At 42.7% G+C, this 15502-nt stretch carries 14 protein-coding genes; 4 read left to right on the top strand and 10 right to left on the bottom strand.

Features of this window, described 5'->3' with window-relative positions:
* Window positions 1–6: 6 nt before the first annotated feature.
* Window positions 7–957, top strand: coding sequence for a TIGR01212 family radical SAM protein (locus L1765_RS06605; protein WP_236405861.1), 951 nt, complete (start codon window positions 7–9; stop codon window positions 955–957).
* A gap of 85 nt (window positions 958–1042) precedes the next feature.
* The gene (locus tag L1765_RS06600; RefSeq protein WP_236405860.1) at window positions 1043–1618 is read left to right on the top strand and encodes a class I SAM-dependent methyltransferase; all 576 of its coding nucleotides are present in this window, start codon (window positions 1043–1045) and stop codon (window positions 1616–1618) included.
* A 16-nt stretch (window positions 1619–1634) separates the two neighbouring features.
* On the opposite strand, the gene thiM is transcribed toward L1765_RS06600, so the two are convergent.
* Complete coding sequence (gene thiM, locus L1765_RS06595; protein ID WP_236405859.1) at window positions 1635–2435, bottom strand: hydroxyethylthiazole kinase; 801 nt, start codon at window positions 2433–2435, stop codon at window positions 1635–1637.
* Window positions 2436–2784: 349 nt separating this feature from the next.
* Here thiM and L1765_RS06590 point away from each other — a divergent pair, with 349 nt between their 5' ends.
* Window positions 2785–3492 (top strand): class I SAM-dependent methyltransferase, encoded by a 708-nt coding sequence (locus L1765_RS06590; RefSeq protein WP_236405858.1) that lies wholly within the window; start codon window positions 2785–2787, stop codon window positions 3490–3492.
* Between the two features lie 179 nt (window positions 3493–3671).
* Here L1765_RS06590 and L1765_RS06585 read toward each other — a convergent pair whose 3' ends face one another.
* The 6 genes from L1765_RS06585 to L1765_RS06560 form a co-directional block, all read right to left on the bottom strand.
* Window positions 3672–5459 (bottom strand): acyl-CoA dehydrogenase family protein, encoded by a 1788-nt coding sequence (locus L1765_RS06585; protein WP_236405857.1) that lies wholly within the window; start codon window positions 5457–5459, stop codon window positions 3672–3674.
* 16 nt (window positions 5460–5475) lie between these two features.
* Window positions 5476–6657 carry an acetyl-CoA C-acetyltransferase gene (locus tag L1765_RS06580; RefSeq protein WP_236405856.1) on the bottom strand — a complete coding sequence of 394 codons (1182 nt, stop codon included), beginning with the start codon at window positions 6655–6657 and terminating at the stop codon, window positions 5476–5478.
* A gap of 15 nt (window positions 6658–6672) precedes the next feature.
* Entirely contained in the window at window positions 6673–9063 is a 2391-nt protein-coding gene (locus tag L1765_RS06575) for a 3-hydroxyacyl-CoA dehydrogenase/enoyl-CoA hydratase family protein (RefSeq protein WP_236405855.1), read from the bottom strand.
* 229 nt (window positions 9064–9292) lie between these two features.
* Window positions 9293–10528: an acyl-CoA dehydrogenase family protein gene (locus L1765_RS06570; protein WP_236405854.1), complete on the bottom strand. Its 1236-nt coding sequence runs from the start codon at window positions 10526–10528 to the stop codon at window positions 9293–9295.
* Between the two features lie 151 nt (window positions 10529–10679).
* A complete protein-coding gene (locus L1765_RS06565; RefSeq protein ID WP_236405853.1) occupies window positions 10680–11504 on the bottom strand; it encodes an MBL fold metallo-hydrolase in 825 nt (274 codons plus the stop codon).
* Between the two features lie 39 nt (window positions 11505–11543).
* Entirely contained in the window at window positions 11544–11930 is a 387-nt protein-coding gene (locus L1765_RS06560) for a MerR family transcriptional regulator (RefSeq protein ID WP_236405852.1), read from the bottom strand.
* 494 nt (window positions 11931–12424) lie between these two features.
* Here L1765_RS06560 and proC point away from each other — a divergent pair, with 494 nt between their 5' ends.
* On the top strand, window positions 12425–13294 hold the full coding sequence (gene proC / locus L1765_RS06555) for a pyrroline-5-carboxylate reductase (RefSeq protein ID WP_236405851.1): 870 nt from the start codon (window positions 12425–12427) through the stop codon (window positions 13292–13294).
* Between the two features lie 101 nt (window positions 13295–13395).
* On the opposite strand, the gene L1765_RS06550 is transcribed toward proC, so the two are convergent.
* From L1765_RS06550 to cyoE, 3 genes are all read right to left on the bottom strand, one after another.
* On the bottom strand, window positions 13396–13842 hold the full coding sequence (locus L1765_RS06550) for a TlpA family protein disulfide reductase (RefSeq protein ID WP_236405850.1): 447 nt from the start codon (window positions 13840–13842) through the stop codon (window positions 13396–13398).
* Window positions 13843–13859: 17 nt separating this feature from the next.
* On the bottom strand, window positions 13860–14393 hold the full coding sequence (locus L1765_RS06545) for a peroxiredoxin (protein ID WP_236405849.1): 534 nt from the start codon (window positions 14391–14393) through the stop codon (window positions 13860–13862).
* A 166-nt stretch (window positions 14394–14559) separates the two neighbouring features.
* On the bottom strand, window positions 14560–15498 hold the full coding sequence (gene cyoE, locus L1765_RS06540; protein ID WP_236405848.1) for a heme o synthase: 939 nt from the start codon (window positions 15496–15498) through the stop codon (window positions 14560–14562).
* Window positions 15499–15502 lie beyond the last annotated feature (4 nt).

The raw sequence follows: 15502 nt of genomic DNA, 5'->3' as shown, positions 1-15502 counted from the left end.
TTTAAAATGGAAACTTTTACAAATGACAAAACTCCCCAGCTATGGGGAGATAAACGTTATCATACATGGAATCATCACCTAAGAAAAACATTTGGAGAAAAAGTGTTTAAAGTCATGCTGGATGGCGGATTTACCTGTCCCAACCGGGACGGGACAGTTGCCATTGGCGGATGCACCTTCTGCAGTGCCAGAGGATCAGGAGATTTTGCCGGATGGCGAAGGGATGATCTGATTACACAATTTAACGAGGTGAAGGCACGTCAGCATCAGAAGTGGCCCGATGCCAAGTATATTGGATACTTTCAGGCCTACAGCAACACCTACGCTCCAACGGATGAATTAAGACACATGTATGAGATGATTCTTCATCAGGAGGGAGTAGTTGGCCTCTCCATTGCCACCCGTCCCGACTGCTTACCTGATGATGTGGTCGATTTATTGGCCGAAATTAATGAAAAAACTTATCTATGGGTAGAGTTGGGTCTTCAAACCATACATGACAAGACTGGGGAATGGATCAACCGCGGACATGACTATCAGTGTTTTCTCGATGGTCTGAATAAGCTAAGAAAACACAATATCCGGGTTTGTACCCATATCATCTACGGTCTTCCCGGTGAAACAGAAGAAATGATGCTGGAGACGGCGAAATCTGTATCCCAATTGGATATTCAAGGTCTAAAAATTCATTTGCTCCATTTGCTGAAAAAAACTCCAATGGTGAAGCAATATGAAGCCGGTCTGGTTCAATTTTTGGATAAAGAAACTTATATCCGTTTGGTTGTTGACAGCTTAGAAATGATGCCCTCGGAAATGATCATCCATCGTCTGACCGGAGACGGTCCGCGGGATCTATTGATTGGCCCCATGTGGAGTCTCAAAAAATGGGAAGTATTAAATGAGATTGATGCAGAAATGAAAAGAAGAAACACATGGCAGGGGAAATTTTCTAGTTAATAGATCACCGATCATCTAAAAGAATCTAGACTCAACAAACTATAAACGAAAGTAGAATTGAAATTTTTAAGAAAGGAAATTTGATATGCCGCTGCCTTCAATCTTAGGCTTTGCAAAAACACTGGTGACTGAACGGGTCAATCCAGGAGATATGGTAATTGATGCGACTGTAGGAAATGGTCTCGATACCCTTTTTCTGGCCCAGTTGGTTGGCAAAACAGGCCGGGTTTACGGTTTTGATATCCAGGAAGAGGCAATCCGTAATACGAAGGAAAGATTGGTTTCAGCCCAATGTCTGGATCAAGTTACCCTTTTTCATCGGGGACATCAGAAAATGATCGATTCGATCCCTGATATCCATCACGGAAAGATTCAGGCAGTGATGTTTAACTTGGGATACCTCCCCAAAGGGGATAAAACCATTATTACTCAACCCGAAACCACCCTTGAAGCCTTGAAACAATCCCTTCAACTTCTGGTGCCGAGGGGACTCGTCTCTGTTATCCTATATCCGGGACATGAAGGTGGAAAAACAGAGTCTGACTCTGTCCTCCAATGGGCTTCCTCATTGGAGCAGAAGGAATATCACGTCATGTGGTACCAGTTCCTTAACCAAAAAAATAACCCGCCTACCCTTTTGGCGGTGGAGAAACATCAATGATTTTAACAGCCATCTTTTACTTTACTATAGTTATCCTTGCCATTTGGTCAGCCTGCTCTGAGGTTAGATTGTACATGGTATCCAATAAAGCTTCCTGAAATGATCCCGGTCCCTTTGCTTCCATAGCTGCCAGTTGGGCGGCTGACCCATAATAGGCAAGGGCAGAGGAAGTTCCAATAAAAACATCTTCGGAGACTGCGGCAAAAGCACCGATAATAGAGGTAGCCAAGCAACCTGTTCCCGTTACTTTCGTTAAAAGGGGATCTCCATTGGCAATCGCTGCTGTTCTGTATCCGTCACTGACATAATCGATTTTCCCCGTTCCCGCTGCAACCAAATGAAACCTTTTTGCCGCTTTTTCAGTTATTTCCTTTAAGTTTCCGCCCTGTTCCTTGGCATCAACTCCTTTACTGATCCATTCTTCCCCTACTATAGTTGCTAATTCGGCTCCATTCCCACGAAGAATAGATACTTGGATCTCCTGCAGAATTTGTTCCGCCACTTTTTTTCTATAGGAAGTAGCCCCCACTCCTACCGGGTCCAGTATCACAGGGACTCCTAATGCATTTGCCTTTTTTCCTGCTTTAATCATAGAATCAACCACAGCAGGATTTAAAGTTCCCAGATTTAGAACCAAGGCACGGGATTTAGATACCATCTCTTCCACTTCATCTACAGCATATGCCATTACTGGAGAAGCACCAACAGCAATGGTTCCATTTGCCGTGAAATTGGCTACAACGATATTTGTGATATGATGGATGAGGGGATTTTCTTTTCGGATTTTTTCCAATAATTGTCCTACCTCAAAGACCATTTGTTTTTCCCCTTTCTTCGCCCGATGACTAACCGCCACTAAGACTCCCACTTCTATAGTCTAGAAGTTTGTGAGACTTGAAGAAATCGACGAAATCGACGATTTCAGTAATAGGTGGGAGATCAGTGGCGATAAGCCCCTGAACAAGTCTAACTAAACTTCAGATGGAGGAGTACACACCTGAAGTAAGTTTCCTTTGCCGAACTCCACTTGCAGACGTGTAAATCTTTAGTTCTACTTCTATATTGTAGAAATATACAAGTGCCCCGTCAAACAAAGAACAGTAATCGATTGAAGATGGAGAGTAATGAACACTTATCAATACATAGGTCACTAAGGAGATGATCGCATGTCAAATTTTCAATGGCACGAGGAAACCCAAAGGCAGTGGAACGCCATGTCTGATAACTGGGCCCAAAACAGCCAAATGATGTGGGAAGAAGGAAGTAGAAAAACGATTATTCCTTTATTCTCAAAGTTCTTTTCCCAGAATCAGAGCAAGGTTCTAGATGCCGGATGCGGTGATGGATATGGGAGCTGGAAGTTAGCTTCATTAGGCTATGAGGTAATTGGAGTAGATATTGCCGGGGAAATGGTGAGTAAAGCAAAAGAGAAAGCAAAAGAGCGGATAACCTCTGATCTTGTGTTATCCTTCCAACAAGGGGATTTGACTCAGCTTCCCTTTCCTGATCAATCCTTCGGTGCTGTTCTCTCCGTCAACGCATTGGAGTGGACCTCTTCTCCCCTTCATGCATTAAAGGAACTGAAAAGAGTATTACAGCCGGAAGGAATTGTATGCTTAGGGGTGTTAGGCCCAACCGCCGCTCCCCGGCAGCACAGCTATCAACGGTTATACGGAAAAGAAGTGATCTGCAATACGATGATGCCATGGGAATGTGAAAAACTACTGGGTGAAATCGGATTTTCCATTATCCATCAGGAAGGGGTATACAAGCAGGGAGTCACTGCCGATATGACCGAACGGTTATCTAGAGAATTGTGTCAAGCTCTATCCTTTATGTGGCTGTTTGTGGGGAAAAATACTTCCTCATGGTAATTTCCACCTAACTGAATATTGTAAACAAAAGGAATAAATAGGGGCTGACCCTTTCGACATATTTCGGAAAGTGACAGGCACCGTAAAAAATACCCCGCCGGGCGGCGGGGGAGGAGTGGAGGGAGAGATGTCAACCATCTATCGAAAACGAGATATTTGCTTAGGTATTTAACTAGATATTAAGAGACATATTTCCCAGCTTCGATGACTCTGGAAGCCACTTTCCGTTTTAAAGCAATGCTGTTGATTGGGGTGCTCCGGGTTAGTTTTTTCAAAATGGATAATTGTGTGCGAAGCATATCCCCATCTTCCATCACAGCCAGGCATTCTTTGGCCAAAGCATCAATCCGGGCAAAGGCTTCATGGATATATAGACGGGTGATGTCTACTTTATTTTCCGCAGCACTTTCCCCAACGGCATCCACCGCCTTCAGGGTCCTTAACAGGGCACTTTCCATGGCGTAAATTTCGATGACAAGGTCCGCCAGATTGGAGAGAATCTCCTGCTCCCTTTCCAGTTTCTGCTGATACTTCTGAACTGCCAAACCAGCCACCATCAGAAATACCTTTTTACTCATGTTAACCATGTGCTTTTCCTCAGCCAAGAGAGCATCGTCTCCCATAAAGGGCATGATGCCCATGATTTCACCCTGTAATGCCTGGGCTGCCTGAAGGAAGGGAAGTTCACCCTTCATCGCCTTTCGGACCAATGTTCCAGGAATAAGAAGGCGATTGATTTCATTGGTTCCCTCAAAAATCCGGTTGATTCGGGAATCCCGGTACATGTTTTCTATTTCATATTCCTGCATGAATCCATATCCGCCATGGATTTGCAGCCCTTCATCTACAACGGCATCAAAGGACTCAGAGGCAAATACTTTATTGATGGAGCATTCAATGGCATATTCTGCAATTCCCTTAGCCACGGACTGCCCATCCGCTGCCTGGTCACCCAAGCTGTTCATCATATCTTCAATTAACCCGCCTGTACGGTAAACCATACTTTCCGTCACATAGGTCTTCACCGTCATGTCAGCCAGCTTCTGCTGAATCAAGGTGAAGTTGACCAAAGGCTGTTTAAACTGTTTCCTTTCCTTGGCATAATTCACCGCCAACTCAAGGGCCCGTTTGGAGGAGCCCACACAGCCTGCTGCCAGTTTATACCGACCAATATTTAAAATATTGAAAGCTATGATATGTCCCTTTCCGATTTCACCAAGGACGTTCTCTACAGGCACCTGGGCATCTTCGAAAATAACCGTTCTGGTGGAAGATCCTTTTATCCCCATTTTCTTCTCTTCCGGTCCAAAGGAAACTCCAGGATATTCCCTCTCTACAATAAATGCGGTGAAGTGCTCGCCGTCTACCTTGGCATACACCACAAAAACATCGGCAAATCCAGCATTTGTAATCCACTGTTTTTCCCCATTTAGAATATAATATTTCCCATCTTCACTTAATTTTGCTGTAGTCTTGGCACCAAGGGCATCTGAACCAGATCCCGGTTCAGTTAGTGCATAGGCAGCAATTTTTTCTCCGGTTGCCAGAGAAGGCAAATATTTTTGGCGCTGTTGTTCATTTCCAAAGAAAACGATAGGTAGGGTTCCAATTCCCACATGGGCTCCAAAGGTTAGCGCAAAGGAACGGGAACGGGAAAATTTTTCGGTAATTAGAGTGGTGCTAATTTTGTCCAGGCCAAGTCCTCCGTAATTTTCCGGGACATCTCCGCCCAGCAATCCCAATTCACCTGCTTGCTTTAACAGGTTGATGGAATGCTCAAACTGATGATGCTCTATCTCCTCCAGAAGGGGAACCACTTCGTTCACTACGAACTCTTCCGTTGTCTTGGCAATTAATTCTTGTTCTTCGGTAAAATCCTCAGGGGTAAACACCTTGTTTGGATCAACATCTTCCAATAAAAAACTTGCTCCTTTGATTAATTCCTGTTTTTTCGTCACATCTCCCATTTTTCAGTCCTCCTATTTAAGAAATCATTTCAAATACGCCGGCGGCTCCCATTCCTCCGCCAATGCACATGGTGACGACACCATAGCGACCTCCCCGACGCTTTAACTCATGCAGCAATGAAACGGTTAGCTTACTTCCGGTACATCCCAAGGGATGTCCTAACGCAATGGCTCCGCCGTTTACGTTCACCTTTTCCGGATCCAATCCCAAAGTGCGAATGACATGAATCGATTGGGAAGCAAAGGCTTCATTTAACTCAAATAAATCAATATCATCCTGATTGATTCCTGCCAATTTCAATGCCTTCGGGATCGCAACAACAGGTCCAACGCCCATAATGTCAGGATCTACTCCACCAACGGCAAAGGAGCGGAAAATGGCCATAGGCTGAAGACCTAACGCATCTGCCTTTTCACGTGACATCACCATCACCGCAGCGGCTCCGTCGCTGGTCTGGGATGCATTTCCTGCAGTCACACTTCCTTTTGGATGAAAGACAGGCCTTAGTTGAGCCAGGACTTCTAAGGATGTATCAGCCCTGACCCCTTCATCGGTATCAAAGATCACGTTTTCCACTTGGACCTTTCCGTTTGAACCAATGATCTTCTTTTCTACGGTGACGGGTACGATTTCATCTTTAAATTTCCCTTCTTTTATCGCAGCAGCAGCCCGTTGATGACTCTGTAGGGCAAATTGATCCTGATCCTCCCTGCTGATTCCAAACCTTTGGGCCACCTGTTCAGCGGTATGACCCATGCTCATATAGGTTTCGGGATAGTGATCCATAAGATAGGGATTTGGAGAGGGCTTTTGCCCTCCCATGGGAATCATGCTCATGCTTTCTACTCCTCCGGCAATTACCACATCCGCATATCCAACCATGATTTTTTCCGCAGCATAAGCGATGGATTGCAACCCGGATGAACAAAAGCGATTAATCACGATTCCCGGTACTGAGTTGGGCAATCCTGCCCTTAAGGCTACAATTCGGCCTAGGTTCATCCCCTGTTCTGCCTCGGGAAAAGCACAGCCGATAATAACATCATCTATTTCTTCCGGATTCAAGCCAGGTGTGCGGGCAACCAATTCTTTGATGACCAGGCCCCCCAGATCATCAGGACGGACATCCTTCAACGTTCCCTTTCCTGCTTTTCCCACCGCTGTGCGTACTCCGGATACAATGACAGCTTCCTTCATTCTCTCCACCTCCATCTAATTCCTTAACGGTTTTCCTTTTTGCAGCATATAAAGCATCCGTTCTTGGGTTTTGGGTTCACCCGATAGGCTTAAAAATGCTTCTCGTTCAATATCCAGCAAATATTGTTCTGTAACTAATGAACCAGCAGGCACCCTTCCTCCGGCAAGAACAAAGGCCAATTTTTCCGCAATTTTCATGTCATGGTCACTAATCTGTCCTCCCACCTTGAGTGAGTAAGCTCCCAATTTCATGACGGCATATCCTGATTCCCCAACCACCCGAATTTTTTTCGGCTTCGGAGGTTGATACCCATTCTTGGCAAGAGATAATACAGCTTGCTTTGCATCATAAATGAGAAAATCCTGGTTATAACTGATTTGATCCATTTTGCGGAAGAAACCCAAGGTTTTTCCTTCTTTTCCGCTGGTGGATACCTTTGCCATGGCAATCTTCTCAAAGGTTTGATTGATCAGAGGTTGCAAGTCTACATTGGCTCCTTCCGGGATTCCTTCCAAATGCCTTAAAAGAAGCTCCTTATTCCCACCGCCTCCGGGAATCAAACCGACACCTACTTCGACCAAGCCAATATAGGTTTCGGCAGAGGCTTGAACCTTCGCTGTGGGAAGTACCACCTCTGCGCCACCACCTAAAGTCATGCCGTAGGGGGCGGCTACCACTGGTTTTTCACTGTATTTCAGCTTCATGGTTGCATCTTGAAATTGTTTGACGATCATTTCAATTTCAAACCAATTCTCATCCTGGGCTTCCATCAAAAGAAGCATTAAATTAGCCCCAACGCAGAAATTCTTGCTTTGATTACCGATAACCATCCCTTCATAGTTTCGAGCCACTTCATCTACTGAATAATTGATCATCTGAATGATATCTGCACCAATGGCATTATTGGGTGAATGAAACTCAAGACAGGCCACACCATCTCCCAGGTCAATCAGACTTGCCCCTGAATTAGATTTAATCACTTTCTTTTGTTCCTTTAATGCTTTAAGGGAAATTTTTTCGGGAGCCTCTTCCAACAGACGGTACTCCCCGTTTGTGACATAGAAGGAATAAACGCCATTTTCTTGTTGATAAAAGGATGTTTTCCCTTGAACGAGTAGGTCTTTTACCCATTTAGGTACAATTTCCCCTTCTTCTTCCATCCGTTTCACCGATTTCTCCAACCCAATGGAATCCCACATTTCAAAGGGACCCATCTCCCAATTAAATCCCCATTTCATCGCCCGATCAATACTCACGATATCATCGGCAATCTCCCCAAGCTTCTCTGCAGAATAAAGGAAAACCTTTTTCAAAATATTCCAGGTGAATTTGCCAGCCTTATCATCGGCATAAACCAAGGCTTTTAATTTGGCTGGTAACCCTTTAGCTGCCTTTGCCGCCTCAAGGGAAGGAGCCTTCATTTTCTTTTTGGGACCGTATTCCAGTGTGGTGTAATCAAGGGTAAGGATCTCATTTCCTTGCTTTAGGTAAAATCCCTGTTTTGTTTTTTGTCCCAGCCACTTTCGAGTCACCATTTCCTGAATAAATTCTGGAATAATAAAAGCTTCCTTCTCATATTCCTCCGTTACATTTGCCCTTACATTGTTTGCTACATGTACATAGGTATCTAGTCCTACCACATCCAGAGTACGAAAGGTGGCACTTTTGGGCCGGCCAATAACAGGACCGGTTAGGCTGTCCACTTCATCAATAGATAGGCCGAAATTCATCATTTCGTGAATCGTTACCTGAAGTCCATAGGTTCCAATCCTGTTGGCAATAAAATTCACTGTATCCTTGGCAATGACGACTCCTTTACCTAAAGTCTTTTCAGCAAAACGGCTGATAAAATCCACCACTTCAGGAAGGGTATCCTGATTGGGAATGATCTCGAGAAGTTTCAGATAACGAGGCGGATTAAAAAAGTGTGTCCCGACAAAATGCTGGCGAAAATCCAATGAGCGTCCTTCTATCATTTTGTTCACGGAAATCCCTGATGTATTGGTGCTTACAATAGCTCCCTCTTTTCGATAGGGTTCAATCCGCTCAAACAGGGATTTTTTTACTTCCAGGTTTTCCACAACCACTTCGATGATCCAATCTGCATCACGCAAAGTGTTCAGATCATCCTCCAGATTTCCAACGGTGATCAGATCAGCATCCTCCTTGTTATAAAAGGATGCCGGTTTTGATTTTAAGGCTGTTTCTATACCTTTAATGGAAAAACGATTTCTGACTGCAGGATGCTGAAGGGTAAGCCCCTTTTTCTCCTCTTCTTCTGTTAGGCTTTGGGGAACAATGTCCAATAAATGGACGGGAATTCCCACATTGGCTAGATGCGCAGCAATCCCTGAACCCATCACTCCGGCGCCAATAACAGCTGCTTTTCGAATAGATCTTGCCATACTCTCATAAACCTCCTTATCTCCTCATTCATTAATGGTTATGTTTAAGATGTGTGATTAACATTTGTATGATCCTAATGTCTTCCCCTAAATGCTTTTTTGTATTTGAATGAATACTCATTCATAATATTCTATCTATTACTATATCTTATTTTTTTGTGGGAATCAATTTTTAATTTTAAATTTTCTAACGAATATTTTGATACTTGGAGGCACTATCCCTGTTTATTCATTCATAAATCTTTTCCGTTTCCTTATCTGCTTCTGCTGCATCCCACTCCAAGTTTCGCCCATCCTTTTTGGAAGCCAATTCCTTATACCATTCGTGCTGAATGATTAGATTCATAATTTCATTAGTCCCCGTCCAAATCATCGTCAGACGGATATCCCTTAAAAGCCTTTCTACCGGATATACATTGGTATAGCCAATCCCTCCCATGATTTGCATGGCATGGTTAACTACATTCCAAGCAGTATCTGTAGCAAATTTCTTGGCTTCAGATACCAACCTTCTTTTTTTACCTGAATCCATATCACTATCAACGGCTTTAGCTGCCAGATATACGATCCCCCGGGCTGCATCCAATTGGGTAATACTATCCGCCACCTTAAAGTTAACTCCTTGAAACTCCTTTATCTTCTGACCAAAGGCTTTTCGCTTTGTTGAATAATCAGAAGCCACCTCAATGGCTGCCCTGGCCATGCCCAATGCCCCTGCCGCACTGGTCAGTCTTTCAGGAATCATCATTTGATAAAAAATTACCCCGCCTTCATTTTCCTTTCCGACCAAGTATTCCTCAGGTATACGACAATCTTTAAAGTGAACTCTGCCAGCTCCCCCTCCACGGGATCCCATCAAGCCGTACGCGTATTCAATTCGAACACCTTCTCCCCTAGGAACAATAAACGCACTAATTCCTTTATAGGATGGTGCATCTTTATTGGTTCTGGCATACACCAGAAAATAATCAGCCCCTTCTGCTCCAACGACGAAGCGTTTTTGGCCATTCAAAATATATTCAGAACCTTCTTTTCTCGCATAGGTCGTGGTTCCAAAAAAGTCCGAACCTCCCCTCGGCTCAGTAAGGGCCTCGGCACAGGTTAGCCTCCCCTCCAGGGTAGGAATAAGGAACTTTCTCTTTAATTCTTCTGATCCAAATTTGGATATAGCTTCTCCAACAATACTGGGAAGTGAGTATAAACAGCCTAAGGCACTGCCTAAAACTCCGATTTCCTCTAAGACAGCCACTTCCGCTACCCAATTTAACCCCCTTCCCCCATACTCTTTTGGAAACCGAATCCCCAGCAGCTTATTCTTAGCTGCCTTTTCTATAAAGCTACGAGGATATTGAATTTTATCACTATCCATATCAAGAAGCATTTGCCGTGGCACATCGTCCTTAACAAACCTTCTTGCCTCTTCCCGAATATCTTCTGCTTTTTTATCTAATAAAAAATCGTACATTTCCTTTACTCCTCCTAAGATTATTTTGTATTTATGTGATTACCTCTTTCCTTTAATTTGGTTTTTAAGATTTTTCCGGTGGCATTTCGTGAAAAGCCTCTGGAGTAAAAGCAGGAGATAATAGATGGGTGGCTATACCTCCCATTTTCATTTATTCATTTCTTTTATCCCTAGATTTCTTCTCTTTGTTTTGTATAAACGAGTTGACAATATGAATAGGAGACATTTCTCCCAAGGAAAATAGTTCAATGGGATCCCTTTTGGGAAAAAGGTAACGAGTAATTTCTTTTACTGTCCATCCCTGTTGATAAAACTCTAAAACCATTTGTTCCAGTTTTTCCAACTCATCCAATTTCTTCTGGATACCAGCCTTGCCATCTGATACTTTTCCGGTATGAGCACAAAAGAGAGTATTAAAATCTAATGATAATACACGGCGCAAAGAATCCATCAAAAGAGGCATTGACTCCCAGGCTATTCCCATTTTTTTCTTTATGCCCAAAAATAGATCTCCGGTGAAAAGCCAACCATGGTTTGGTTCATAAAGAACAATATGGTCATCTGCATGACCAGGGGTATCAATAACCTGAAACTGATACCTCTCAGTTACTACAACTGGATCTAAAGGAAATCCATGAAAAGGTTCCGGTGTTCCCCAGAACAGTTTTCGATATAGGGGAAGCTTGAAAAACTGTAGGGTTTTTGAAACTGCTTCAGGGTGGACATAGATGGGCACTCTTAAATTTTTTTCTATCCAGCCAGCTGATCCAATATGATCTTCATGAATATGGGTGATTGCCACCTGATGAATAGGTGATTGAATTAAAAGGGGAATCGTTTCCTTTTGCAATGTTTTTGGCCCAGTATCAATTAACAGCCCATCTATCAGGTAAAGAAAAACCTTCATAGAAACCCCGAAAATATTTACCCGTCCTTCTAAAATTGATACATCTCCATCATTTCTTAGAGAGAGCACCGTACCTCCTCCCAACGAATTGCTTGATTTTTCAGTTAATCAATGGATCTGTTTTTGCTGATGCATCTTCTGTTCAAATTGCTCCTTTAATTGACATAGGTCTTCCCTGAGCTGCAATAATTCTTCAATTTTCTGATCAATCTCCTTAATTTTCTCCCTCCCATACTGTATGGTCTTCTCCAATTGTTTATATCCGGTACGGTCCTCATCAAACAATTCAATCATTTCTCTGATTTCATCAAGTGAGAATCCAAATCTCTTTCCCCGTAAAATCAGTTTTAGCCTTGTACGATCTTTTTTGGTATATTGGCGAATTCCTGATAAGGTCCTGCCCGGTCTGATTAATCCCACCTCCTCATAATATCTGATTGTTCTTGTACTGATATCAAACTCCTGGGCTAAATCAGAAATCGTGTACAATTTCACGTTGTCGAATAAGGCTCCCTTCTATTTTATAAATTTTTATACTTTTCAGCTTTGTTCATATTTTATTTAACCTTTACGTTAACGTCAATGAATAAATCATGCAACTAACCCATTTCAGCAAAAAATTTAAAGGGAGCCCTTGACATTAATATAGAAATCTGTGCATAATAATTAAATAAGAAAAACTTCTAACAGAAAACCTTTTAATCATGTTGTATAAGTAAGAATTACACATAGATGAGTGATGAGAGGGAATAGTACGATAGATCTGTGATGATTAGAGAACAAGGCCCAGTGGCTGAAAGGCCTTGTCTTCACAACATCGGAACCCGCCCTTGAGCTTTCAGGGATGACCTGAACGGAACACCCCGATACGGTGAATCAAGTTTTGGGCTGACAGCCAATTAAGGTGGTACCGCGGAAGACCTTCTTTCGTCCTTAGGGATGAAAGGGGTTTTTTATTTTTCACCACGAACGAAAAGGAGGTTATTCATATGCTAGATCTTCAGTTAGGTTTCATTGGAGCCGGTTCGATGGCCGAGGCGATGATTACCGGAATATTGCGAAATCAATTGCTCAAAAAGGATAATATATGGGTAACCAATCGTGAAAACAAAGTAAGACTAGATGAACTGCGCAATAAATACGGAATTCAGATGACAGAGGATAAGAAGGAACTGCTTAAAAAGGTTCAAGTGGTGGTTTTGGCGATGAAGCCAAAGGATATGGAGCATGCCCTTGATGAACTAAAGGAATGGATTTATCCAAGTCATCTCCTAATCTCAGTGGCTGCGGGAGTCTCAACTCAAGTAATTGAAGAATCTTTTCCATATCCTGTACCGATCATTAGGGCAATGCCCAATACATCTTCAACCATTGGTCTTTCCGCTACAGCCCTTTGTAAAGGTAACTGGGCTACTCCGCATCATATAGAAACAGCCAAAGAAATCTTTCGGGCCATTGGATCAGTCTGTGAAGTGGAAGAAAAAGATATTGATATCGTAACCGGCCTTTCCGGAAGCGGACCAGCGTACGTGTATTATTTGGTTGAAGCCCTCATGGGCGCAGGAATCAGAGAAGGACTGGAGCCGGAGGTTGCAAGGGAGCTAACAATTCAGACCCTTTTAGGAGCTGCTCAAATGCTAATTACCACGAAGGAGGAGCCGTCCTTACTGCGGAAAAAAGTAACTTCCCCTGGCGGCACCACGATGGCAGGCTTACAAACGCTGGATGACTACCGTTTTGTAGAAGCCATTCACTCTGCCGTAGCCCGGGCCACGGAGAGATCCCGTGAAATGGGGCAATTTATCGTTAATGCCCGGGGCAATCGATCCGTTGAAATCACCAACCAGAGTAATTTGTAACATATCCATTCCCCCTTTGTTCGGGGGAATTTGTTTGCATCAATCGTTCTTTTCTTAAAAAAGAGCACCTCACATCATCATCTTGTGAAGTGCTCTTTATCTTATATTCCTAATACTTCTTCCAGTTTAGGTTTTACATTTTTAAATCCGCGGTCTCCAGCAGCCCTATATTTTAAATGTCCATTTGCATCGAAGATAAAGAAGGCAGGGACGAATTCATTTTCAAATGCTTCAGCGATCTTGTGCATGTTGTCTATGGCAACAGGTTGTGCGATGTTGTATTTATCAATATCAGCCTTTACCTTCTCTACATCGGTATCACTTTCTTGTCTAGGCATATGGATTCCTACCACTTGTAAACCATGTTTTGCAAACTCTTCTTTATACTGAACAACCTCAGGCATGGTTTCATGACATATATGGCAGGATACGGCCCAAAAATGGACAAGAACTGGACTGCCTTGTAATTCATTGGTATTTGTCATTCCATTAAGCCATTCTGTTGCCCCTTCCAATGATGGGATAGGGGTTCCCAACCTCATTGGCATACCTTTTCACTCATTTCTTACAGAGTTTTTTGACCGGGTTTCCAGTTAGCGGGGCAGAGTGAGCCAGTCTGTAATGCTTCAAGAACACGTAACGTTTCATCTACACTGCGTCCAACATCCAAATCATGGACGACTTGGTAGCGAAGAATTCCTTCCGGATCAATAATGAACAAACCTCTCAATGCAATACCCTTTTCTTCAATTAACACATCATATTGACGACTTACTTCTTTTGTGATGTCACTAGCTAATGGGTAATTCAAATCTCCCAATCCATTTTGATCCCTTGGAGTGTTGATCCATGCACGGTGGCTGTATACGCTATCTGTGCTTACTCCAAGAATCTCAGCATCTAAATTCTTAAACTCCTCTGCCCTGTCGCTTAATGCAGTAATTTCAGTCGGGCAAACAAATGTAAAATCAAGTGGATAGAAGAAAAGTACCAACCATTTTCCACGATAGTCAGCAAGCTTTACTTTTTCTTTAAGAGTTTCAAGATTTTTGGTACTCTCCATTTCAAAATCAGGTGCAGGACGACCTACTAATGGCATAGGTGATGACCTCCTCAATTTCCTAGTTTTGGTTTATCAACTTTCCATACATAATAATATAGTTAATTTTATTTTGTGTCAATATAAAATTATAATTATTTTAATTAACTATATCATTTTTTTCATTCCTCTAGTATCATTACCTATTTTTTAAAAATTACTCAATTTATTGGGCATTGACCATCAATAATAAAAAAATAACCGTGAGATAAATGATTGAATATCTGAACATGATATTCGCCCATTGAATATCTTTTTCTTCCTTTATAAAGACCCCTTTAACAGCCAAGGCAAGATAAATTATTCCCAGAATTCCGGTTACCCATAAATAAAGAGCCCCTACTACCTGATAATAATATAGCAGAAGTGAAACAGGAACCAGTGCTGCCGTATAGAATAATATTTGCCTCTTTGTTCCCTTAAAGCCAATGACAACAGGTAGCATAGGAATATTGACCCGCCGGTATTCCTCCACCCTTCTCATTGCCAAAGCCAAAAAGTGGGGTGTCTGCCATAAGAACATGAAGGAAAAGAGTGTCCAGGCAACGATATCCAAAGATTCAGTTACAGCAACATATCCTGTCAAAAGAGGCATAGCCCCGGAAATGCCTCCAATGACGGTATTTAAAGTTGTAGTTCGTTTAGACCATGCAGTATATAGAACTACATAATCAAACAGCCCGATAAAAGCCAATATAGCGGCCAATGGATTAACTCCAAGGGTTAATATTCCTTCACCTAAAATCGCAAAGATGATTCCTAATACCGTAGCTCTACGGGATGAAATCCGGCCATTGGTAATGGCCCGGTCTTGGGTTCTTTCCATATATTTATCAATATCTCTATCGAATACATTGTTTAATGTGGTGCCAGAAGAGATAACCAATGTAATTCCAACCACCGTCCACAATAACGTCCACAGGGAGCTGGTAGTGAACCAACTTCCTCCCATCGCCAACATAAAACCGGCCAGTGTCCCCAATACGTTGGAGGAAGTAATCCCAGGCTTGGTCATCATGATATAATCTTTAATGGATGCTTTCGCTTTGACCGTATCCCTCACGCTATGATCAACGGAGCTTTCAATGGAAATGGAACGTTCCAAAGGA

Origin of the sequence: Microaerobacter geothermalis (assembly GCF_021608135.1) — a bacterium.
Lineage (GTDB): Bacteria > Bacillota > Bacilli > DSM-22679 > DSM-22679 > Microaerobacter > Microaerobacter geothermalis.
This window is presented reverse-complemented; position numbering and strand designations above follow the sequence as displayed.

What these genes read in the sequence shown, in the direction of transcription:
- L1765_RS06605 (WP_236405861.1), top strand. Translation starts at nt 7, where the DNA reads ATGGAAACTTTTACAAATGACAAAACTCCCCAGCTATGGGGAGATAAA.
- L1765_RS06600 (WP_236405860.1), top strand. Translation starts at nt 1,043, where the DNA reads ATGCCGCTGCCTTCAATCTTAGGCTTTGCAAAAACACTGGTGACTGAA.
- thiM (WP_236405859.1), bottom strand. Translation starts at nt 2,435, where the DNA reads ATGGTCTTTGAGGTAGGACAATTATTGGAAAAAATCCGAAAAGAAAAT.
- L1765_RS06590 (WP_236405858.1), top strand. Translation starts at nt 2,785, where the DNA reads ATGTCAAATTTTCAATGGCACGAGGAAACCCAAAGGCAGTGGAACGCC.
- L1765_RS06585 (WP_236405857.1), bottom strand. Translation starts at nt 5,459, where the DNA reads ATGGGAGATGTGACGAAAAAACAGGAATTAATCAAAGGAGCAAGTTTT.
- L1765_RS06580 (WP_236405856.1), bottom strand. Translation starts at nt 6,657, where the DNA reads ATGAAGGAAGCTGTCATTGTATCCGGAGTACGCACAGCGGTGGGAAAA.
- L1765_RS06575 (WP_236405855.1), bottom strand. Translation starts at nt 9,063, where the DNA reads ATGGCAAGATCTATTCGAAAAGCAGCTGTTATTGGCGCCGGAGTGATG.
- L1765_RS06570 (WP_236405854.1), bottom strand. Translation starts at nt 10,528, where the DNA reads ATGTACGATTTTTTATTAGATAAAAAAGCAGAAGATATTCGGGAAGAG.
- proC (WP_236405851.1), top strand. Translation starts at nt 12,425, where the DNA reads ATGCTAGATCTTCAGTTAGGTTTCATTGGAGCCGGTTCGATGGCCGAG.
- L1765_RS06550 (WP_236405850.1), bottom strand. Translation starts at nt 13,842, where the DNA reads ATGCCAATGAGGTTGGGAACCCCTATCCCATCATTGGAAGGGGCAACA.
- L1765_RS06545 (WP_236405849.1), bottom strand. Translation starts at nt 14,393, where the DNA reads ATGCCATTAGTAGGTCGTCCTGCACCTGATTTTGAAATGGAGAGTACC.